The sequence below is a fragment of the Salinisphaera sp. LB1 genome (assembly GCF_003177035.1).
Classification (GTDB): Bacteria; Pseudomonadota; Gammaproteobacteria; order Nevskiales; family Salinisphaeraceae; genus Salinisphaera.
In genome coordinates this window covers 2114876-2134193 of sequence record NZ_CP029488.1, presented here as the reverse complement: position 1 = coordinate 2134193, position 19318 = coordinate 2114876, and the positions used below count along the sequence as shown (strand labels likewise).

General features: G+C 63.9%; 16 protein-coding genes and 1 pseudogene. 9 read left to right on the top strand and 8 right to left on the bottom strand.

The features are described 5' to 3' along the window. Window positions 1–81: 81 nt before the first annotated feature. The 4 genes and pseudogenes from SALB1_RS09630 to SALB1_RS09615 form a co-directional block, all read right to left on the bottom strand. Window positions 82–663, bottom strand: coding sequence for an SLATT domain-containing protein (locus SALB1_RS09630; protein ID WP_109993672.1), 582 nt, complete (start codon window positions 661–663; stop codon window positions 82–84). Next, window positions 656–1975 carry a nucleotidyltransferase gene (locus SALB1_RS09625; RefSeq protein ID WP_109993671.1) on the bottom strand — a complete coding sequence of 440 codons (1320 nt, stop codon included), beginning with the start codon at window positions 1973–1975 and terminating at the stop codon, window positions 656–658. Before SALB1_RS09625 ends, SALB1_RS09630 begins: the two co-directional genes overlap by 8 nt. A gap of 143 nt (window positions 1976–2118) precedes the next feature. Further along, window positions 2119–3231, bottom strand: a pseudogene (locus tag SALB1_RS09620) (ribonucleotide-diphosphate reductase subunit beta); the annotation flags it as partial. A 280-nt stretch (window positions 3232–3511) separates the two neighbouring features. Further along, window positions 3512–6535, bottom strand: coding sequence for a ribonucleoside-diphosphate reductase subunit alpha (locus SALB1_RS09615; RefSeq protein WP_109993669.1), 3024 nt, complete (start codon window positions 6533–6535; stop codon window positions 3512–3514). Window positions 6536–6719: 184 nt separating this feature from the next. Here SALB1_RS09615 and SALB1_RS18755 point away from each other — a divergent pair, with 184 nt between their 5' ends. Together SALB1_RS18755 and sixA are read left to right on the top strand one after the other, a co-directional pair. Continuing rightward, window positions 6720–7055, top strand: a complete 336-nt coding sequence (locus tag SALB1_RS18755) for a hypothetical protein (protein WP_145961291.1) — start codon at window positions 6720–6722, stop codon at window positions 7053–7055. Further along, entirely contained in the window at window positions 7046–7555 is a 510-nt protein-coding gene (gene sixA / locus SALB1_RS09610; protein ID WP_109993668.1) for a phosphohistidine phosphatase SixA, read from the top strand. Before SALB1_RS18755 ends, sixA begins: the two co-directional genes overlap by 10 nt. A gap of 71 nt (window positions 7556–7626) precedes the next feature. Here sixA and SALB1_RS09605 read toward each other — a convergent pair whose 3' ends face one another. After that, window positions 7627–8334: a VIT family protein gene (locus SALB1_RS09605; RefSeq protein WP_199678752.1), complete on the bottom strand. Its 708-nt coding sequence runs from the start codon at window positions 8332–8334 to the stop codon at window positions 7627–7629. A gap of 270 nt (window positions 8335–8604) precedes the next feature. Between SALB1_RS09605 and SALB1_RS19195 the strand changes: the two genes are divergently transcribed. Further along, entirely contained in the window at window positions 8605–9786 is a 1182-nt protein-coding gene (locus tag SALB1_RS19195) for an FAD/NAD(P)-binding protein (RefSeq protein WP_109993667.1), read from the top strand. A gap of 22 nt (window positions 9787–9808) precedes the next feature. Beyond that, window positions 9809–10399, top strand: coding sequence for a DedA family protein (locus SALB1_RS09595; RefSeq protein WP_199678751.1), 591 nt, complete (start codon window positions 9809–9811; stop codon window positions 10397–10399). 93 nt (window positions 10400–10492) lie between these two features. Here the strand turns inward: SALB1_RS09595 and SALB1_RS09590 are convergent, their stop codons facing one another. The 3 genes from SALB1_RS09590 to SALB1_RS09580 form a co-directional block, all read right to left on the bottom strand. Then, window positions 10493–11650, bottom strand: a complete 1158-nt coding sequence (locus SALB1_RS09590; protein ID WP_109993665.1) for an NAD(P)/FAD-dependent oxidoreductase — start codon at window positions 11648–11650, stop codon at window positions 10493–10495. Window positions 11651–11793: 143 nt separating this feature from the next. Continuing rightward, window positions 11794–11961 (bottom strand): rubredoxin RubA, encoded by a 168-nt coding sequence (rubA, locus tag SALB1_RS09585; protein ID WP_109993664.1) that lies wholly within the window; start codon window positions 11959–11961, stop codon window positions 11794–11796. Window positions 11962–12077: 116 nt separating this feature from the next. Then, window positions 12078–13253, bottom strand: coding sequence for an alkane 1-monooxygenase (locus SALB1_RS09580; RefSeq protein WP_109993663.1), 1176 nt, complete (start codon window positions 13251–13253; stop codon window positions 12078–12080). Window positions 13254–13334: 81 nt separating this feature from the next. Between SALB1_RS09580 and SALB1_RS09575 the strand changes: the two genes are divergently transcribed. From SALB1_RS09575 to SALB1_RS09550, 5 genes are all read left to right on the top strand, one after another. Then, window positions 13335–14993 (top strand): aldehyde dehydrogenase family protein, encoded by a 1659-nt coding sequence (locus SALB1_RS09575; RefSeq protein WP_255414368.1) that lies wholly within the window; start codon window positions 13335–13337, stop codon window positions 14991–14993. 694 nt (window positions 14994–15687) lie between these two features. Then, window positions 15688–16560 (top strand): methylisocitrate lyase, encoded by an 873-nt coding sequence (prpB, locus tag SALB1_RS09565; protein ID WP_109993660.1) that lies wholly within the window; start codon window positions 15688–15690, stop codon window positions 16558–16560. Between the two features lie 13 nt (window positions 16561–16573). Continuing rightward, window positions 16574–17212 carry an ankyrin repeat domain-containing protein gene (locus SALB1_RS09560; protein WP_109993659.1) on the top strand — a complete coding sequence of 213 codons (639 nt, stop codon included), beginning with the start codon at window positions 16574–16576 and terminating at the stop codon, window positions 17210–17212. 171 nt (window positions 17213–17383) lie between these two features. Further along, on the top strand, window positions 17384–18526 hold the full coding sequence (locus SALB1_RS09555; RefSeq protein WP_109993658.1) for an ABC transporter permease: 1143 nt from the start codon (window positions 17384–17386) through the stop codon (window positions 18524–18526). After that, complete coding sequence (locus SALB1_RS09550) at window positions 18523–19317, top strand: ABC transporter ATP-binding protein (protein ID WP_109993657.1); 795 nt, start codon at window positions 18523–18525, stop codon at window positions 19315–19317. The genes SALB1_RS09555 and SALB1_RS09550 overlap by 4 nt, the downstream gene beginning before the upstream one ends. Window position 19318: the final 1 nt, after the last annotated feature.

The window sequence follows — 19318 nt, the reverse complement described above, 5'->3', positions numbered from 1 at the left end:
CCTTTATATCTTTACAAAACGAACGGATTCACCTGCTTTATGCACAGCGGAATACCAAACCTGAAAGCAGATACGTATTATTCACAAATGGATAATTGCGCCGACTATTATGGAGATAAGCGCAACCAAACAGGCGAGCGAGAAGGACAGCGGCACCTTATCGCGCCAAAAAGTGAATTGCTTTTGCTCATCGATCCATTCGATCTGGTGCTGCCAGAAGAATTTATAGTGGGCATACCAGTCGCTGAATAAGATTTGCTTCGACTGGTTCGAGCTAGTCACCTCATCTCGGAGGTCATCCAAGCGCTGGCGGTAGGCTGCGAGATCTTCGTTATCAACCGTTGCCTGCACGTCCCGGTAGAGGTCTCTCAACTGATAAAACAAAACTGTGAGCCGCTCTCCCTCTTCACCGTAGGCGACCTTGTCGTGATCGTACTGCGTGACATAGAGGCTCGCGATGCCAAGCAGCACGAGGGCCGCGGCCACCCACTTGCTGTTTAGCGGGTCATAGATGAGCGCGAAGACTCCGACAGCGAGCGATATGAAACCGATAAGGCCGGGAGCTTTTTGCACAATGTCGTGCGTAGCGAAATTTTTCTTCGCGCCGATCCCAACGTTGTAGCCCGTCTCGGCGATGCTGCGGAGAAGACCCTCCTTAGTCATCGTAGTCTTCTTGATTTGCGCTGATGGGCACGTGAATGCGATCGGTCGCGACAACCACGCCATCAACAAGGGCGTAGCACTCAACCACGTGGTCGCCCTTGAACTTCGTATGCTCGACCGTCGACTTGTACCCATCGTCAGCGACGATTTGCCCACGAATGCAATTCCGATCGATTGCCTCCTGCCCCCGGTTGAGCACCTTCCAGAACAGACCGTAGGGACCGATGATATCCGTTTCGACCACTGAGAAGGTAAGTTTCTTGCGGGGCATCAAAAGGGCACGGTTGCTCAACATCTCCCTGAGTGACGCGGGTCGAAAACCGCTCTGCTCCACCTGGCAGTCGATGCGGATGTTGTTCCGTATGTCGATGGTGGCGAACACGTCGCCGGGGAACTCCTCCGTCATGCGAACGCCGTGGCCCGCGCGATCCGCGAGCGCTGCCTTCTGCACCTTCTCGGCGGCGGGGAACAGCCGACCATATACGGCGCGCCACTTGTCATTCCGGTTGTTGTTGCCCTCTGCCTCAATGGCCTTGAGGCAGAGCTCGTGCGCCTTCTTCGCCTTGCGCTGGAAATTCTTCTTTACTTTCACACGCTGGCCACTGCCCAGCGCTGCGAAGTAGTCCTGTTTAGGCAATTCCTTGAGGTAAGCGAAAAAATCGCGGCTCATGTAGTCGTAGTAGAGATAGCTCCTTTCGTCATAGTCGCCGCTCGATTTAAGAAAGTTGTGAACCAGTGTGTCGATCAAGAGCCCACCGATCCCGACGCCGTGCTTGTTTTTCCAAGCGCGTGCCATCTTACAAAGCCTTCGAAGATTCTTGTTCTTCTGAGTGTCGAACTCAGAGATCGCCCGAATTTCTTCCCGCGGCTTGGTAATTTTCCAAGCGCCGCCGTTGTACGTATCGGGGTACTTGAAGCTGCCGTCTTCCTGTTCAAATACGGGCTGTGCCTCTACCCGGAAATTTGAATAGAGCGCCTGTACAACTAGCCTATCTATCTTGACAGTGGTGCTGGGATATCGAGCACGAATGGCGGCGGCGGCATCGGAAAGCAATTTGGATTGGCCACCGTCCTTATATTGACCCCATTTGCACTTCGGCATGATATAGAGCATGTCGAGATCCGAGATGCCCTTGATGGCGGTATAACGCCCATATGAGCCGACTTGCAGCGTATTCGCGGTTTTGGATTCAGTGTCACGAAATGTTTTGTTGAGCGCGCTGGTAATCTCCCCATACCGATCCGAAATCGTTTGAGCGTTGTCGACTGCAAGATTGCCGAGAAACTGCTTGAACGTGTCCGCGATACTCAAGGCCTCACCCCGCTCGCTCTTTCCAAAAATACAGGGATATCAGTTCGACCATCCAAAGAAAGTTTGTTTATCTCGGATCGCTTACTCAGAAAACTAAGCCCCAAAATATAAAGCGGGCCGAAGCCCGCTTTTAAATCACAAAATCAATCCCAGCTAAGCGCCCCACCCGTCTGATACTCAATAACCCGGGTCTCAAAGAAGTTCTTCTCCTTATTCAGATCCATCATCTCGCTCATCCACGGGAACGGATTTTCCGCGCCGGGATACAGCTCGGCCAGGCCGATCTGGGAGCAACGCCGATTGGCGATGAACTTCATGTACTCGTCGAACATACTGGCGTTCAAGCCGAGCACACCACGCGGCATGGTGTCGTGGGCGGATTCGATTTCGAGGTGCATGGCCTCGTCGATCATGGTGCGGGCTTCTTCCTGGAAGGCCTCGGACCAGAGGTGCGGGTTTTCGATCTTGATCTGGTTGATGACGTCGATGCCGAAGTTCAGGTGCATGGACTCGTCGCGCATGATGTATTGCACCTGCTCGGCGGTGCCCGTCATCTTGTTGCGGCGACCGAAGGACAGGAACTGCACGAAGCCGGCATAGAACCAGATGCCTTCGAACACGCAGTAGAAGGCGATGAGGTCGCGCAGGAACTTCTGGTCGTTCTCGGGGGTGCCGGTCTTGAAGTTCGGATCGGACAGGCTTTGGGTGTACTGCAGGGCCCAGGCGGCCTTGTTGTGCACGCTGGGCAGTTCGCGGTACATGTTGAAGATCTCGCCCTCGTCGAGGTTGAGGCTTTCCACGATGTACTGGAAGCAGTGGCCGTGCACGGCTTCCTCGAACGCCTGGCGCAGCAGGTACTGGCGGCACTCGGGGTTGGTGAGATGCCGGAAGATGCCCAGCACGATGTTGTTGGCCACCAGCGACTCGGAAGACGAGAAGAAGCCGAAGCCGCGCTTGAGGATCAGGCGTTCGTCGTCGGTCAGGCCGTTCGGGTCGTTCCAGGTGGCGATGTCCGCCGCCATGTTCACTTCCTGCGGCATCCAGTGGTTGGCGCAGGCGTTGAGGTATTTGTCCCAGGCCCAGGTGTATTTGAAGGGCACGAGCTGGTTGACGTCGGCGCGGCAGTTGATGATCTGCTTTTCGTCGACGGACACGCGGTTGCCGCCGAGCTCGACCTGTTCCAGGCCGGTCACGCCGTCGGCATGGCCCGGCTGCGGGGCTTTGGTTTCACGCTCAAGCGCGAACGGATCCGGGCTGGCGCCGGCCGGGTTCGGGTTGGACGTGGAACCGGCCTTGTGCGCGTCGCGGTTCGGAATACCCTGGCGCGGGGTGTCTTCGAAGTCGAGCATGGTGTGTTCCTGGTTGCTTTGCTTCGTTAAAAAACGTTGTTCTGTTTCAGGCGATCAGCGCGGGCGAGAAAAACGTCCGCAAATGAACGCGAAGCACGCAAATAACAAGAACGGCTTGTCGCTTTGTCTTTCATCTGCGTGAATCTGCGTTGATCTGCGGACGCATGTCTTTGCCTTTGCCCTGGCTTTACTGGCAGGCCTCGCAATCCGGGTCGTCGATGGCACAGGCCATGGGCGCGGTGGGTGCAGCGGCCGGGGCTGGCGCGGTACTCGTCGCCGAGGCGCGCGCACTCCCGTTGCCATGGGCCGAAATCCCGCCGCCGTTGGCTGCCGAGCCACCGTTCGCGGCACCGGAGCCACCATGGCCGCCACCGGAACCCTTGCCCGCGTTGGCCACCGCGTTCAGCCGGTGATCGCTGATGGTGGATTTCTCGGTGTGCGTGGCACCCATGGTGCGCAGGTAGTAGGTGGTCTTCAGACCCTTCTTCCACGCCAGCTTGTACAGCTCGTCGAGCTTGCGGCCCGACGGCTCGGCCATGTAGAGGTTCAGGCTCTGGGCCTGATCCAGCCACTTCTGGCGACGCGAGCCGGATTCGACCAGCCAGCGCGGGTCGATCTCGAAGGCGCATTTGTAGAGCACCTTGAGCTCGTCCGGGATACGGTCGATCGCCTGCACGGAGCCATCGTAGTACTTCAGGTCGTTGGCCATCACCGCGTCCCACAGGCCGAGGCTCTTGAGGTCTTCGACCAGGTACGGGTTGGCCACGGTGAACTCGCCCGACAGGTTCGATTTGACGTACAGGTTCTGGTACGTCGGCTCGATCGACTGGGAGACCCCCGTGATGTTGGCGATGGTCGCCGTCGGGGCGATGGCCATGCAGTTGGAGTTGCGCATGCCGACCTGCTGGATGCGGGTGCGCAGGGTTTCCCAATCCAGCGTCTGGCTCTCGTCCTGGTCCAGATACTCTTCACCGCGGTTCTCGCGCAGCAGCTGGATGGAATCGATCGGCAGGATGCCCTGATCCCACAGGCTGCCCTTGAACGAGCTGTAGGCGCCGCGCTCTTCGGCCAGGTTGGTGGAAGCCTGGATGGCGTAGTAGCTGATCTGCTCCATGGAGCGATCGGCGAACTCGACGGCCTCTTCCGACTCGTACGGCAGCTTGAGCTTGTACAGCGCGTCCTGGAAGCCCATCAGGCCCATGCCGACCGGGCGATGCCGCAGGTTGGAATCGCGCGCGGTCTTGACGCTGTAGTAGTTGTACTCGATGACGTTGTCGAGCATGCGCATCGCAGTGTTGATGGTGCGCTCGAGCTTCTCGGTGTTCAGCTGACCGTTTTCGATATGCTGCGGCAGGTTCACCGAACCCAGGTTGCAGACCGCGATCTCCTTGCCCGGCGAGGTGTTGAGCGTGATCTCGGTGCACAGGTTGGAGCTGTGTACCACGCCCTTGTGCTGCTGCGGGGATCTAAGGTTGCACGGGTCCTTGAAGGTGAACCACGGGTGGCCCGTTTCGAACAGCATGGACAGCATCTTGCGCCACAGGGTGACGGCCGGAAGCGTCTTGGTGTTGGTGATCTCGCCGGCCTCGGCCTTGGCTTCATAGCCGGCGTAGGCCTGCTCGAACGCCTTGCCGGTCAGATCGTGCAGCTCGGGCACGTCGTCGGGCGAGAACAGCGTCCAGTTCTCGTCGTTCAGCACACGCTTGACGAACAGGTCCGGGATCCAGTTCGCGGTGTTCATGTCGTGGCAGCGGCGGCGATCGTCGCCGGTGTTCTTGCGCAGGTCGAGGAATTCCTCGATGTCCTTGTGCCAGGTTTCCAGATAGGCACAGACCGCACCCTTCCGTTTTCCGCCCTGATTCACTGCTACGGCCGTGTCGTTGACCACCTTCAGGAACGGCACCACGCCCTGGCTCTTGCCGTTGGTGCCCTTGATGTGGGCGCCCATGGCGCGGACGTTGGTCCAGTCGTTGCCCAGGCCGCCGGCGAATTTGGACAGCAGCGCGTTGTCCTGCACCGCTTCGTAGATGCCGTGCAGATCGTCGTCGACCGACGTCAGGTAGCAGGAGGACAGCTGCGGGCGCAGCGTGCCGGAGTTGAACAGCGTCGGCGTGGACGACATGAAGTCGAAGCTCGACAGCAGCTTGTAGAACTCGATCGCTTTTTCTTCGCGCTCGATCTCGTTGATCGCCAGGCCCATGGCCACGCGCATGAAAAACGCCTGCGGCAGCTCGAAGCGCTTGGAATCGTAATGGATGAAGTAGCGGTCGTAGAGCGTCTGCAGGCCGAGATAGGTGAACTCGAGATCGCGATCGGCAATCAGCGCGTTGCCGAGCATGTCCAGGTCGTACTCGCCCAGACGCGGGTCGAGCAGTTCGTGATGCACGCCGCGGGCAATGAAATCCTTGAAATAGGCGGTATAGCCTTCGCGCATCTCGGCGTGGGTGGCATACACCACCTCGCCTTCGGCCAGGAAGGTCAGCGCTTCGTGGCGCAGCTTGTCCATCAGCAGGCGCGCGGCCACCGAGCCGTAGTTGGGCTCGGCTTCCAGGCGCTGACGCGCGGACAAAATCAGCGCGGTGGACAGCTCGTCTTCGGTGATGCCGTCGTAGGCGTTTTTCAGCGTATCGGCCAGCACGGTGTCGGCGGTGACGCCGTCGATGCCTTCGCAGGCCTCAGTGATCACGCGCGTCAGGCGGTCGCGATCGAGTTCGGCGGTGGCCCCGTTGTTGAAGGTGACCTGGATCTCGCGGTCAGCGGCCGGGGCGTCGGTCGCGCCCGTTTCGGCCTGCTTGGCCGCACGCTCGCGGGCGCGCTCCTCGCGATAGAGCACGTAGGAACGCGCCACCTTGTGCTCGCCGAAGCGCATCAGCGCCAGCTCGACGTAGTCCTGGATGTCCTCGATGTGCACCGCGCCGCCGCCAGGCAGGCTGCGGGTCACCCCCTGGACCACCTGTTCGGTGATGTCCTTGACGGTCTGGCGGATGCGCGAGGAGGCCGCGCCCTGCTGGCCTTCCACGTCGATGAACGCCTTGGTCACGGCGAGCTCGATCTTGGAGGCATCGAACGGCGTAACCTTGCCGTTGCGCCGAATCACTTTGTAAGCGCCGGGCTTGGTGGCCTCGATGGCCGCGCCGTAGCTCTGCCCGCCCGCGGTCTCGCCGTGCTGCTGGCGCGCTTCGCCGCGCTCGGAAATCTCTGCCTGTGCCATGTCGTCTCCGCGCTGGTTGGCTGCGTTGCGCCGCAACGCGCCGTGAAAGAGTCTTGCCCTCGACGCGGTGGACAGCCGGAAACCGCGTCGTTGGACAAACAAGATACCCCACTAGATACTGTGGTCAAGAACCCGTTTTGGGGCCTCAAATCACTACATGTTGTGTGACCGCGGTGAACAAGCCGTGCACAACGCTGTGGATAAATCGTGGGATAAATGCCGCGATGCGCCGGTAGACAAGGCTTTGCCGCGCTGGTTAACGATTCGCCGACACGCCCCGCCCTCGGCGCGGCCTTGTGTCTTCACGGCCCGGCGAACGCCCGGCCCGCGCCAAGCACTGAAAGCCGTCATGCCAAGGGATACCTTCACCGCCAAGCGCTTGCGACTGTCGGAAAAGATGACGATTGTTTTTGTTGTGATCGCAGCCGTTTTCGATAGCTTCGGCCAAATTCCGCGCGGCCTTGCGCCGCCCGTAATGACGACGACACCGAGACAGGCGACAATACCGGCATGGACGTGATTGTTATTCGCCACGGCATTGCCTTGGATCGCGACGAAGCCCACAGCATGGGATTGTCCGACGATGAGCGCCCGCTCACCGCGCACGGCGAGCGGCGCACGCGCGCAGCCGCCGCCGGCCTGCGCGCGGCGCTGGCCGACATGCCCATCGACGACATCCTGACCAGCCCGTTGCTGCGCGCGCGCCAGACCGCCGAGATCCTGGCCGGCTATCTGGACGACCCGCCGGTGGACGAGGCCGAGGTGCTCGCCCCGCCGGTGGATATGGAAGCGCTGGACGACTGGCTGCACACCCATTTCGGCGAGCACCGCGTGATGCTGGTGGGCCACGAGCCGGATCTGGCGACCTGGGTATCCTGGAGCCTGACGCGCCGGCGCGACCGGCTGCTGGCCTTCAAGAAAGCCGGCGCAGCCTTGCTGGAATTCCCCGGCGCGCCCGACGGCGGCACCGGCACCCTGCGCTGGTTGTTGACGGCGAAACAGCTGCGCGCCCTAGGCTAACAAGCCGATTCAACACCCTATCCCGGCGCTTTTTCGCGCCATGCGGGGTCGCGCCGATTGGGGTTGCCGCCCTACACGGCCACCCCGAACAGCAGACCCGCGACCGAGGTCACGCCCATCGCGATCGCGCCCCAGAGCGTCACCCGCGCCACCGACTTGAGCATGGGCGCGCCGCCGGCCCGGGCCGACAATGCGCCCAGCACCATCAAGGCCAGCAGCACGCTGATCGAGACGGCCGGCAGAACCGCCGCGCGGCTGACAACAAGCACCACGATCAATGGCACCGCGGCGCCCACGACAAACGACGCCGCCGATGCCAGCGCCGCCTGCAGCGGGCGCGCCGCGGTATTGTCCGACAGACCCAGTTCGTCGCGAGCATGCGCGCCCAGCGCATCATGGGCCATCAGCGCGCTGGCGACCTGCGCGGCCAGTGGCTCGTCGAGACCGCGTTCGATGTAGATGCCCTTGAGCTCGGCGTGCTCGGCCTCCGGATGCGCTTCGATCTCGCGCTGCTCCATCTCCAGGTCGGCGCGCTCGGTGTCGGACTGCGAACTGACCGAGACATATTCGCCGGCCGCCATCGACAACGCGCCGGCCACCAGCCCGGCGATGCCGGCCAGCATTACGCTCTTGGCATCCGCCTGGCCGGCGGCCACGCCGAGCACCAGACTGGACACCGACACGATGCCGTCGTTCGCGCCGAGTACCGAGGCGCGCAGCCACCCCAGCCGATGACTGTTGTGATGTTCATGGTGCCGCTGGTAGCGATGACTCATCATGTTCCCTCTCGTGCGCCGGGTTCCAAACAGCAAGCCGGGGTGCGGCTCGCCCAACAGGCCGGCGTTTTAACACAGCTTTTTTACCGGTGTTTGAGCCGTTCTGATTCTCGTTAACAGTCCGCCCCGGGCGCCTGCAAAACCGCAAAGCCGGACCGGCGCTCGCTGGTGCGCCGAAGCGAGCACACGCAATCGCTTGGGGCCAGCATCTCGGTTTTGTTCGCGGCCGAATGATAGGATCACGGCCATTGCAAGGCCGGTCGAACCGGACATATGACCACGACCGTACAAGGCCACCCGCGCGCCCCGACCGATTACGACTGGCTCGTCATCGGCGGCGGCCCGCACGGCCGCTTCATCGCCGCCTCGATCGCCCAGGCCGCGCCCGCGGCCCGGCTCGCCGTGGTCGATCCGATGCCGGCGATGGCCGCCTGGCGGGCCCGGGCCGCGGCCTGTGGTATGCGCTACCTGCGCTCTTCCAACGCGCATCATCTCGGCGCGCGGGCCGACAGCCTGCGGCGTTTCGCCGCCGCGCGTGGCTACGACGAAGCCCACGCACTCGGCTACTACCGCCGCCCGTTACTGGCCCTGTTCGACGCCCACGCCCGGGCCGAACTGGGCACACCGCGGCATATACCGCGCCGCGCGCGGCGCCTGAGCCGAGAACACGGGACCTGGCGTGTCGAACTCGACGACGACGCCCCGACGGCCCGACGCGTCGTGCTGGCGACCGGCCCGAACCGCCCTTATCGTCCGGCCGGGCTCGAAGCGGCCGAACATGTCTTCGATTGGCATTTCGCGCTCGGCGCCCCCGGCCGCGCCACGGTAATCGTGGGCGGCGGTATCACCGGCGCCCAGCTCGCCCTGCGGGCCATCGGCGCCGGGCATCGCGTGTGCTGGCTCACGCGCCAGCCGCCGGTGCGCGCGGATTTCGATTCCGACCCGTGCTATGCCGGCCCGCGCTGCCTGGCACCGTTCGCCGACGCCTCGTGGGCCGAGCGCACGGCACTGCTCGCCCAGGCACGGCAACCCGGCACGCTGCCGCCGGATATTTACAGCGCCATCACATCGGCGCTGGCCAGCGGCGCGCTCGCCTGGCGACGGGGCGAACCGGCACGGCTGTGCGCAGCCGGCGTGGTGCTGGCCGACGGCCGTCGCATCGACGCCGAGCGCGTGATCCTGGCCACCGGCTTTGGCAATCGGCCCGATGCCGACAGCGTACTGGGCCGGGCGATCGCGGATTTCGATCTGGCCACCGACGCTGCCGGCCATCTGCATCTGGATCGCGAGCTGGCAGCCGCGCCCGGCCTGCACGTCGCCGGGCGCCCGGCCAGCCTGCAGCTCGGGCCGATGGCCGGCAATATCAAGGGCGCGCGCCTGGCCGGGCGCGTTCTGGCCACGCTGGCAGGGCGCACGACGAGCCCCGCCCCGATGGCGGCAGCCGCCGTTTCCTGAGCGCTTATCCCGGAGAATATTTGTGTCTGATGCCCTGACCGCCTTCGTCCAACACTACGGTCTGCTGGCCGTCTTCGTGTTGAGCGCGCTGGAATCCGCCTGTATCCCGATCCCGAGCGAACTCGTGGTGCCGGCGGCGGGATTTCTCGCATTTCAGGGCGCGCTGTCGCTGTGGGGCGTGGTCGCGGCGGCCACCCTCGGCAACGTGGCCGGCAGCTGGATCGCCTATGTCGTGGGCCGTCGGGGCGGCCGGCCGCTGATCCGGCGCTACGGCCGCTATATATGGCTCAACGAACGACATTTGGAGCGCGCTGAAGCGTGGTTCGCGCACTACGGTGAGGTCACGGTGTTCGTGACCCGCCTGCTGCCGGCCTTCCGGACCTTCATCTCGCTGCCGGCCGGTATCGGCGAGATGCCGCTGGGCCGCTTCCTGCTGTATTCCCTGCTCGGCTCATTGCCGTGGAATCTGGCGCTGGCCGTGGCCGGCTACGAATTCGGCGCGCACTGGGGCGCGATCGAGCATTATCTCAAGCCGTTGTCTTATCTGTGCGCGGCCGCCTTCCTGATCGTCGTTGTCTGGTTCTGGCTTGGGGCGCGGCGCGCCCGGCGGTAGATCAAACCCCGGGCGGCAGGCGCCGCTTCGAGCCGGCACTGGCGGGCGCGCCATCCACCCGATCACGGTGCACCCGGCACGGCGGCGCGGCGATCAGTCCAGCAGCGCCGGGGCTTCCTTGATGTAATCGCGGCGCTTTTGCGTAGCCTCGCCGGTGAGCACGAAACCCTGCAGCCGACCGTCGCCGTCGACAAAGCGCCCTTCCACCGCCGTGCCGTCGCGCTCGATCTGCCACTCGCCGTGCGGGTTGACCGGCGGGTAGACGATCACCGGGCAGACGTGGGTCTTGATGATGATCGGCAGCGTCGGGTACTTGACCTGGCCGGGCTCGTCATCCGCGCCCGCGGCCAACGTCTTGCCCAGCGTGCGCGCGCATTGCATGAGCGGGGCCACGTAAGGCCGCCAGTGGCCGTCGACCTCGGCACAGTCGCCGAGCGCGTAGATATCGGGATCCGAGGTCACCAGCGTACGATCCACCACGATGCCGCGGTCGACCTCAAGTCCGGCCGCCTCGGCCAGCGCGGTGCCGGCCCTGAGGCCGACCGCCGAGAGCACGACATCGGCATTGATCTGCGAGTCGTTGTCGAGCACGACATGGTAGCGATCGTCGTCCCCCTGATGCACGCCGGTGGCCGCGTGCCCCAGATGCCAATCGACCCCGGCGTGGGCCAGTGCGCTCTTGACCGCCTCGCCCGCGGCTTCCGGCACGAGCTGGGCGAGCGGCCAGCCGGCCGGATCGGCCACCGAGACCTTGTAACCGTACTGGATCAGGTCGTTGGCAAACTCGCAGCCAATCAACCCGGCGCCGAGAATCACCACGTGCGAACCCGCCTCGAGATTATCGCGAAACGCGCGATAATCCATCAGGTTGTTGACCTTGTGGACACGGTCCGCGGCATCGCCGGCCAGGTTCAGCACGATCGGATCGGCGCCCCAGGCCAGCACCAGCCTGGAATAACCCAACGTGTCGCTGGCCAGTTGCACCTGATGCGCCTCGCGGTCGATGGCCTCGACCTGTTCGTGCGTGCGCACGGTGGCATCGAGCATCGCGGCCATTTCCTCGGCCGTCTTCTGCACCAGTTCGTCGGCCCCCTTGTCCTTGGCATGGGCCTCGGAGATATCGGGCTTGTAGTAGCTCGCGCCATCGTCGCGGGTGATGAGAATCACCGGCGTGGCGGTGTCGTGCTTGCGGAATTCCCGGGCCACGCTGTAGCCGGCCAGTCCGGTGCCGATGATGATGATCGGGTCCATGCGCTCGTGCCTCTTTGACGTTCAGGGCCGGCGCGCCCCGCCAGGCGCCGGGCGCCCGGTGGGGCCAACGGCCCGTGGAATCGCGAGTGTCGTCGGTGCCGCGGGCCGGCGCGCAACGCTCACGCGACGCATCGCGCGATGCGTTAGTCGACTTCCATCATTTCGAAGTCGTCCTTGGGCGCACCGCAATCGGGGCAGGTCCAGTCGTCGGGGATGTCTTCCCACTTGGTGCCGGGCGCGATTCCCTCGTCCGGAATCCCCTCGGCTTCGTCGTATTCGAACCCGCAGACGATGCATTGCCACTTCTTCATTGCTCGCTCTCGCTAGACCATGTTGATCAAAAAACGGGCGCTGCCGGGAGGCAGCGCCCTTTGAAACTACGCTCAAGGCTACCAAAACACCGCCGCGGCGGCGATGAAGGCCGTCGTCACGGCGACGTCAGCGGCGGCGGATACCGCGCCAGGAGCCGGTCGCGATGGCGCGGATCGAGATTGGCCCGCCGAATGTCGCCACCATAATGATTGGCCACGCGCGGATCCATGACGCGATACCAGAGCCACGGCACATAGGCGAGCACGATCATGCCGGCATACCCCGTGGGCAGCTCCGGGGCCTCGTCGAAATGCCGCAGCGACTGATAGCGCCGGGTCGGATGGGCGTGATGATCGGAATGCCGTTGCAAATGGAACAGGAAGATGTTGGTCACGATGTGGTCGTTGTTCCAGGAATGCTCCGGCCGGCAGCGCTGGTAGCGCCCGTTGGCGTCTTTCTGACGCAGCAGGCCGTAGTGCTCGCAGTAGTTGACGGCCTCCAGCAGCGAGGCGCCGAGCACGGCCTGCACGATCAGAAACGGCAACAGCTGAATGCCGAATGCCGCCACCATCCCGATCCAGAGCACGGCCGTCATGCCCCAGGACTGCAGCACTTCGTTGCGCGGCGACCACGTCGAAAGCCCCTTGCGCGCCAGCCGGCGCTTCTCGATATGCCAGGCCGAACGCGCACTACCGAGCACGGTGCGCGGCAGGAAGCGCCAGAACGATTCGCCCATGCGTGCGCTGGCCGGGTCCTCCGGTGTGGCTACGCGGCTGTGGTGGCCGAAGTTGTGCTCGACATAAAAATGGCCATAGGCCACCGGCGCGAGTGCAATCTTGGCCAGCCAGCTCTCGATCACCGTGTTTTTGTGTCCGAGTTCATGGGCCGTGTTGATGGAAATGCCCGACAGCATGCCGATGGTCGAGACGAACCCCAGCCACTGCCCGATGGTGAGCGGTTGCGTACCCACGATGGCGCACACACCGACGAACAGCACCAGCTGCACCAGCACGTAGATATAGGTCGAGTAACGATAGAACGGATCGTCTTCGAGCGCGGCCAGCACGCGCTCGGGCGGATTGCTACTGTCCTTGCCGATGGTGAAATCGAGCAACGGCACGATGCCGTACACCGTGATGGGTCCGGCAAACATCAGTACCGTCAAACCACTCAGCCAACCCGCCAGCGTGGCCGCGGCCACCAGCATGACGATGCCGAACCCCATCGGCCACAGCCAGCGTTTTTTGTCGTAGGCCCGAGCTTCGGCAAGACTGATCGGTGCATCGCTCATGACGCGCCTCCTGGGGCCTTTTGTACGGCGCACGATGCCGGCACGCCCCGTCGTATCAGACAAAGCGCCGGCTCGACAGCCATGCCGGCGAACCGAACGCCACTCATCGCTGTATTATTTACATTATACGATGTAATTTATGACGCCGAGGTCACCGGGTCAACTCGCCGCACCCCGCGGCCGACCCCATCGACGAGCGCGGCCATGTTCGACAGTTGTCGAGCAGACGGGTACAAAAACATGAAAGCGGCGCCATCGCGCCGGGAGGAGCCTATGAACAGCGCGGCGCAGCCAAACCCGACTGCCGATACCGTAGACGACAGCATGGCCGATACCGATGCCGGACGTATCCATCGGCTGTTCGAAGCACAACAAGCCAAGGCGCTGGTGCTGCGGACATCCAACGCGGCCGAGCGTATCGCTAAGCTCGCGCGCCTGCGCGCGTTGATGTTCGCAAGGCGCGAGGCGATCCACGCTGCCTGCCATGCGGATTTCGCCAAGCCGGCCGCCGAGGTGGAAGTCACCGAGATCCTGCCGGTGGTGGCCGAAGCGCATCACGCGATGCAAAAGCTCAAGTCCTGGATGCGGCCGAAGCGCAAGCGCCCCACCCTGCTCATGTTCGGCACCCGGGCCGAAGTGCGCACCGAGCCGCGCGGCGTATGCCTGATCATCTCGCCCTGGAACTACCCGATCAATCTGTCGCTCGGCCCGCTGGTCTCGGCGATCGCCGCCGGCAATACGGTCATCCTCAAGCCCTCCGAAATGACACCGCACTGCGCGGCTTTTCTGGCCGAGTTCCTGGCCGAACTGTTCGACGAAGATGAAGTCGCGGTCGTGCAGGGCGCGGTCGAGACGTCGCAGCGGCTGCTGGAACTGCCGTTCGACCATATCTTTTTCACCGGCTCGCCAGCGGTCGGCCGCATCGTGATGGGCGCGGCGGCCAAGCATCTGACCTCGGTCACGCTCGAGCTGGGCGGCAAGTCGCCGGTCATCGTCGACCGCTCGGCCAAGCTCAAGACCGCCGCCACGACGCTGGTCTGGGGCAAGTTCGCCAACAATGGCCAAACCTGCATCGCGCCGGACTATGTTTACGTGCACGAGGCCATCCGCAACGATTTCATCGCCGCCTGCCGCGACGCACTGGATTCGCTCTACGGCGCGCGTGAAAAGCTGGCCGACAACGGCGACTATTGCCGCATCGTCAACGACAAACACTACGAGCGCGTGCGCGGCCTGCTCGACGACGCCATCGAACGCGGCGCCGAGCTGCCGGTGGGCACGGTGCCGGCCAACGACGATCGTTTCCTGGCCCCCACCCTGCTCACACAGGTGGACGAAAATGCCCGCATCATGCAGGAAGAGATCTTCGGCCCGCTGCTGCCGATTCTCACCTACACCGATATCGAACAGCCCATCGCGGCCATCAACGCGCGGCCGAAGCCATTGGCGCTGTATATCTACGCCACCGACAACTACGTCATCGAAACAGTGCTGTCGCGCACCAGTGCCGGCGGCTCCTGCGTGAACCAGGCGATGATGCATTTCCTGCACGGCCAACTGCCCTTCGGCGGCGTGAACAACTCCGGCATCGGCAACAGCCACGGCCACTACGGCTACCGGGCTTTTTCGCACGAACGCAGCGTGCTGCGCGACCGCTTCTCGCTGGCGTTTCTGTTCCGGCCGCCCTACAACGCCTTCACCCGCTGGTTCATTCGGTTTGCGGTGCGGTGGTTGACCTAAGGTGTCGGCCAGAAGCCACGCTCTGGGCACGCGCTGACTGAATTAGCGGAGCATAATCGGACGGGCGCGCGTGGCCGTGTCGGCTTACGGCCTGCGGCCCAAGCCGACCTACAACGACGGCCGGGCGGGGACCCAATACGGCCCGGGCCCGCCAAGCCGAGCGGGGATTGCCTGTATTCCTGCCCGTCTGAGGCGACGGAGACGCGCAGCGGCGACGGGTGTCCGGCGCATTGCGCCGGTGCGGCAAGCTGTTTGAGGGCCGCCAAAGCGGCCCGAGTTTTTGCCGCATACCGTCGCCGCGAGCATCGGAGTGGACCGGCAAAGCCGGCGCCGATGCGGGTGTCGTTTTCTTTGGTTACTTTCGTTTGGACAAGCAAACGAAAGTGACTCGCACATCAGTGCGAAACCGGGAATCAACCAACCCCAATATCCAAACTCAGCCCCGAGATCCAGACTTACAACCGCGAATCGCAAGGCCGCTACTCGGACGCAAATTGATGCGTCGCACATCAGCGCGAAACCAGCCTCTAACAAGCCTCGCAGATCAAATCCATACACCACAACGGGCGCGTGCGCGCCGCCGTCTCGCACCGCGCCCCCATCTGTAAATGACAACGAAATGCCCCTCAGCCGGCCACAACGCACGACCCCTGCGTTAAGCTGACCGGCGACATCCCCCACTGACATCGTCGCCATGACCGCACCGCAACGCTTTGCCGCCGCACTCGAAAAGGAACAGCCGCTGCAGATCGTGGGCGCGATCAATGCCTACGCGGCCATGCTCGCCGCGCATTCCGGCTTCAACGCGGTCTATCTATCCGGGGGCGGCGTGGCCAACTGGTCGTACGGCCTGCCGGATCTGGGCATGACCACGATGAACGACGTGCTCGAGGATGTGCGCCGGATCACCTATGCGACCGACACGCCGCTGCTGGTCGACGTCGATACCGGCTGGGGCAGCGCGTTCAACATCGCGCGCTCGATCAAGCTCATGGAAGGTGCCGGTGCGGCGGCCGTGCATATCGAGGACCAGGTCGCCGCCAAGCGCTGCGGCCACCGGCCGGGTAAGGAAATCGTCTCGCAGGACGAAATGGTCGATCGCGTCAAGGCCGCGGTGGACGCCCGCGACGAGATGAAGATCATGGCGCGTACCGATGCGCTCGCCGTGGAAGGCCTGGATGCCGCGGTCGAACGCGCCGCGGCCTGCGTGGAGGCCGGCGCCGACTATATCTTCGCCGAGGCGATGACGGATCTGGCGATGTATGCGCGCTTTACCGCGCTGGGCGTGCCGGTACTGGCCAACATCACCGAATTCGGCGCCACCGAACTCTACACCACCGATCAACTGGCGACTCAGGGCGTGGCGATGGTCCTGTACCCGCTCTCGGCCTCGCGCGCGATGGCCAATGCCGCCCTCGATGTATATCGCACGATTCGCGAACACGGCACCCAGAAGCCGGCGCTGCACACCATGCAGACCCGTGACGAGCTCTACGAACATCTCGGCTACCACGCTTTCGAGGACAAGCTCGACGCACTGTTCGGTCAGTCGCACGATTCCCAGTAACAAGGAGATCCTGGTGAAAAAAGGCGGTATCGCGGCGATCGTCGTCATCGCGATCATCGGTGCGGCGATTTACGGCACGGGCGCGTTGCGACATGCCCCGGCGCCAAACCAGCCCTCGCCCGGCCAGGCCCCGGCGTCATCGACGTCCTCGCCGGCCGGAAACGCGTCAGGCAACGGCGCAGCGAACAAGCCGACACCGAATGAAAAAGCCGCGGCCGCGACGCAAAAGCCGGCCGAATCGCCCGCCGAGCGCTACTGCGCCAGCGACCACGACAAGGCCGACATCCAGGCGATCAAACAGGCAGGCGGCCTGGTCCAGATCTTTCAGCACGAGGGCGCGCTGGCCGATGCCTATGGTTGCGCCAAGGCCTATCTCAAGCATGGCGGCAAGGTGAATGCGGTCGATCCGCGCGCCGATTCGAAGCATCTCACGCCGTTGCTGTTCGCCATCAAACGCAACGATCCCAAGATGGTTCATTTCATGCTCAACCACGGCGCCAATCCGCATCAGCGCGGCGGGCCGCATCACATCAAACCGTACGGCTATGCCGTGTTCGAGGCGTTGCATAATCAAAGCACCAACTACAACGCCGTGATCAATATTCTGGATTCGGCGCTGGGCAACCAGCCGGCATCGTCCAGCGGTTCCTGATCGGCAAGTGCGGCGTGCGATGAAGCGAGCCCCGGCGTAATACGGATGCGAGCCGTGCCCGTTCTGCGCTAGTTTTGTCGGCGTGTTTCGAGCCGCCACTGTCCTCATCATGCCTCTGGTCCCCATTGTGTTCGCCGTTGCGCCGGATCCGCGTACGGGCTGCCCCGCGCGATGAGCGGTAGCGCGCGGCCCAATGGCCAATCAACGCCCGACCTGCACATCGAGGACGACGAGGATCGCCGCTGCGCGCGCTTGACCGGGTCCTGGCGGCTGTTCACCGCCAGCGACCACCGGCAGCGGCTGGTCGAGACGCTCAATGCCCTGGATTCGCCCCAGGACATGGCCTGGGATCTGAGCGAGATCAGCGCGCTGGACAGCGCCGGCGCCTGGCTGCTCTGGCAGGCCTGGGGCAAGCGCGAACCGGCCGAACTCACATGCCGCGAGCCGCACCGGCAGCGCTTCGAGCGGCTGGCCGACGAGCCCGAGATGCCGCCGCGCGAAAGTCGTCTGTCGCTGCTCGATCTGCTCGATCGTCTCGGCGGCGATCTGATCGCCATCGGCCGGCATGTGGGCGGCATGATTGCCCTGCTGTTCGGCGTAATGGCCGATATCGCCACCATTTCCGTGCGCTGGCGCCTGATCCCGGCGCGCGAGATTAGCGCGGCGATCTACCGTTCCGGGGTGTCGTCCGTCGTGCTGCTGGGGGTGACCGGCTATGTGATCGGCGTGGTGATGAGCCTGCAGATCGGCGTCACGCTGTCGAGCTTCGGCGCCAACGAGCGCATCATCGGGCTGATGGGCCTGGCCGTGCTGCGCGAGCTCGGTCCGGTCATTGCCGCCATCATCCAGGCCGGCCGTGCCGGTTCGTCGATCACCGCCGGTATCGCCGGCATGCATCTGACCGAAGAACTCGACGCGCTCAAGACGTTCGGCAGCTCCCCGCGGCTGCGCCTGGTCACCTCGCGCGTGATCGCCATGATGATCACCATGCCGCTGCTCGTCGTCTGGACCGACGGCGCCGAGATCATGGGCGGCGCCACCACGGCGCAGTTCGATCTGGGCGTGCCGTTTGCACTGTTCATCGCCCGTCTGCCGGAGTCGGTACAGATGTACAACTTCTGGCTCGGGCTTGGCAAAGGCGCGCTGTTCGGGCTGATCATCGCCCTCGTCGGCAGCTATTTCGGGCTCACCGCTAGCGCCAATACGGATAGTCTGAGCTCCCAGACCACCCGCTCGGTGGTGGTCGGCCTGGCGCTGATTTTGATCATCGACGCCCTGAGCGGCGCCATTCTTGCCAAGCTGGGCCTGATATGACGGCCGATCGGCAGGCACAGTCACAGCCCGCGGTCGAGGTGAACGGCCTGGGGGCGAAGATCGGTAAGCGCTGGATTCTGCGCGGGCTGGATCTCCGCGTGGAGCAGGGCGAGACGCTGGCCGTGATCGGGGGCAGCGGCAGCGGCAAGTCGCTGACGCTGCGACATCTGATCGGCCTCAACGAGCCCGACGAAGGCCGGGTCGACGTGCTGGGCGTCCCCCTCTGGCACCTGAATCAGTCACGCATGCGCCAGCTTTCCCGCCACTGGGGCGTGCTGTTCCAGCAGGGGGCGCTGTTCAGCTCGTTGCCGGTGTTCGCCAACATCGCGTTCCCGATGCGGGAGCTGCGCCGCGACGGACTGCACATGCCCGAGTCGATGATCACCGACCTGGTCAGCCTCAAGCTGGCGGCCGTGGGCCTCGATCCCGACGTCGGCAACCAGATGCCCGACGCCCTCTCCGGCGGCATGATCAAACGTGTGGCCCTGGCCCGGGCGCTCGCACTCGACCCCGAGCTGTTGTTCCTCGATGAGCCCACCGCCGGCCTGGACCCGGCCTCGTCGACCGATTTCCATCAGCTGTACAAACATCTGCACAAGGATATGGGCCTGTCCGGGCTGATCGTCACCCACGATCGGTCGACGCTGGCCTCCGTAGCCGACCGGGTGGCGATTCTGGACGAGGGCCGTATCCTGACCGTGGGCACGCTGGACGAGGTGCGTCGCGTTTCGCATCCGTTCATCGAACGTTTTTTTGCCGACGACAATGCCGTCGGGGCAGCCGAGAGCTGAT

Coding starts and splice junctions, on each gene's coding strand:
- SALB1_RS09580 (WP_109993663.1), bottom strand. CDS start 13,253: ATGAGCGATGCACCGATCAGTCTTGCCGAAGCTCGGGCCTACGACAAA.
- sixA (WP_109993668.1), top strand. CDS start 7,046: ATGGACGTGATTGTTATTCGCCACGGCATTGCCTTGGATCGCGACGAA.
- SALB1_RS19195 (WP_109993667.1), top strand. CDS start 8,605: ATGACCACGACCGTACAAGGCCACCCGCGCGCCCCGACCGATTACGAC.
- SALB1_RS09575 (WP_255414368.1), top strand. CDS start 13,335: ATGCCGGCGAACCGAACGCCACTCATCGCTGTATTATTTACATTATAC.
- prpB (WP_109993660.1), top strand. CDS start 15,688: ATGACCGCACCGCAACGCTTTGCCGCCGCACTCGAAAAGGAACAGCCG.
- SALB1_RS09550 (WP_109993657.1), top strand. CDS start 18,523: ATGACGGCCGATCGGCAGGCACAGTCACAGCCCGCGGTCGAGGTGAAC.
- rubA (WP_109993664.1), bottom strand. CDS start 11,961: ATGAAGAAGTGGCAATGCATCGTCTGCGGGTTCGAATACGACGAAGCC.
- SALB1_RS09590 (WP_109993665.1), bottom strand. CDS start 11,650: ATGGACCCGATCATCATCATCGGCACCGGACTGGCCGGCTACAGCGTG.
- SALB1_RS09615 (WP_109993669.1), bottom strand. CDS start 6,535: ATGGCACAGGCAGAGATTTCCGAGCGCGGCGAAGCGCGCCAGCAGCAC.
- SALB1_RS09605 (WP_199678752.1), bottom strand. CDS start 8,334: ATGATGAGTCATCGCTACCAGCGGCACCATGAACATCACAACAGTCAT.
- SALB1_RS09630 (WP_109993672.1), bottom strand. CDS start 663: ATGACTAAGGAGGGTCTTCTCCGCAGCATCGCCGAGACGGGCTACAAC.
- SALB1_RS09555 (WP_109993658.1), top strand. CDS start 17,384: ATGAGCGGTAGCGCGCGGCCCAATGGCCAATCAACGCCCGACCTGCAC.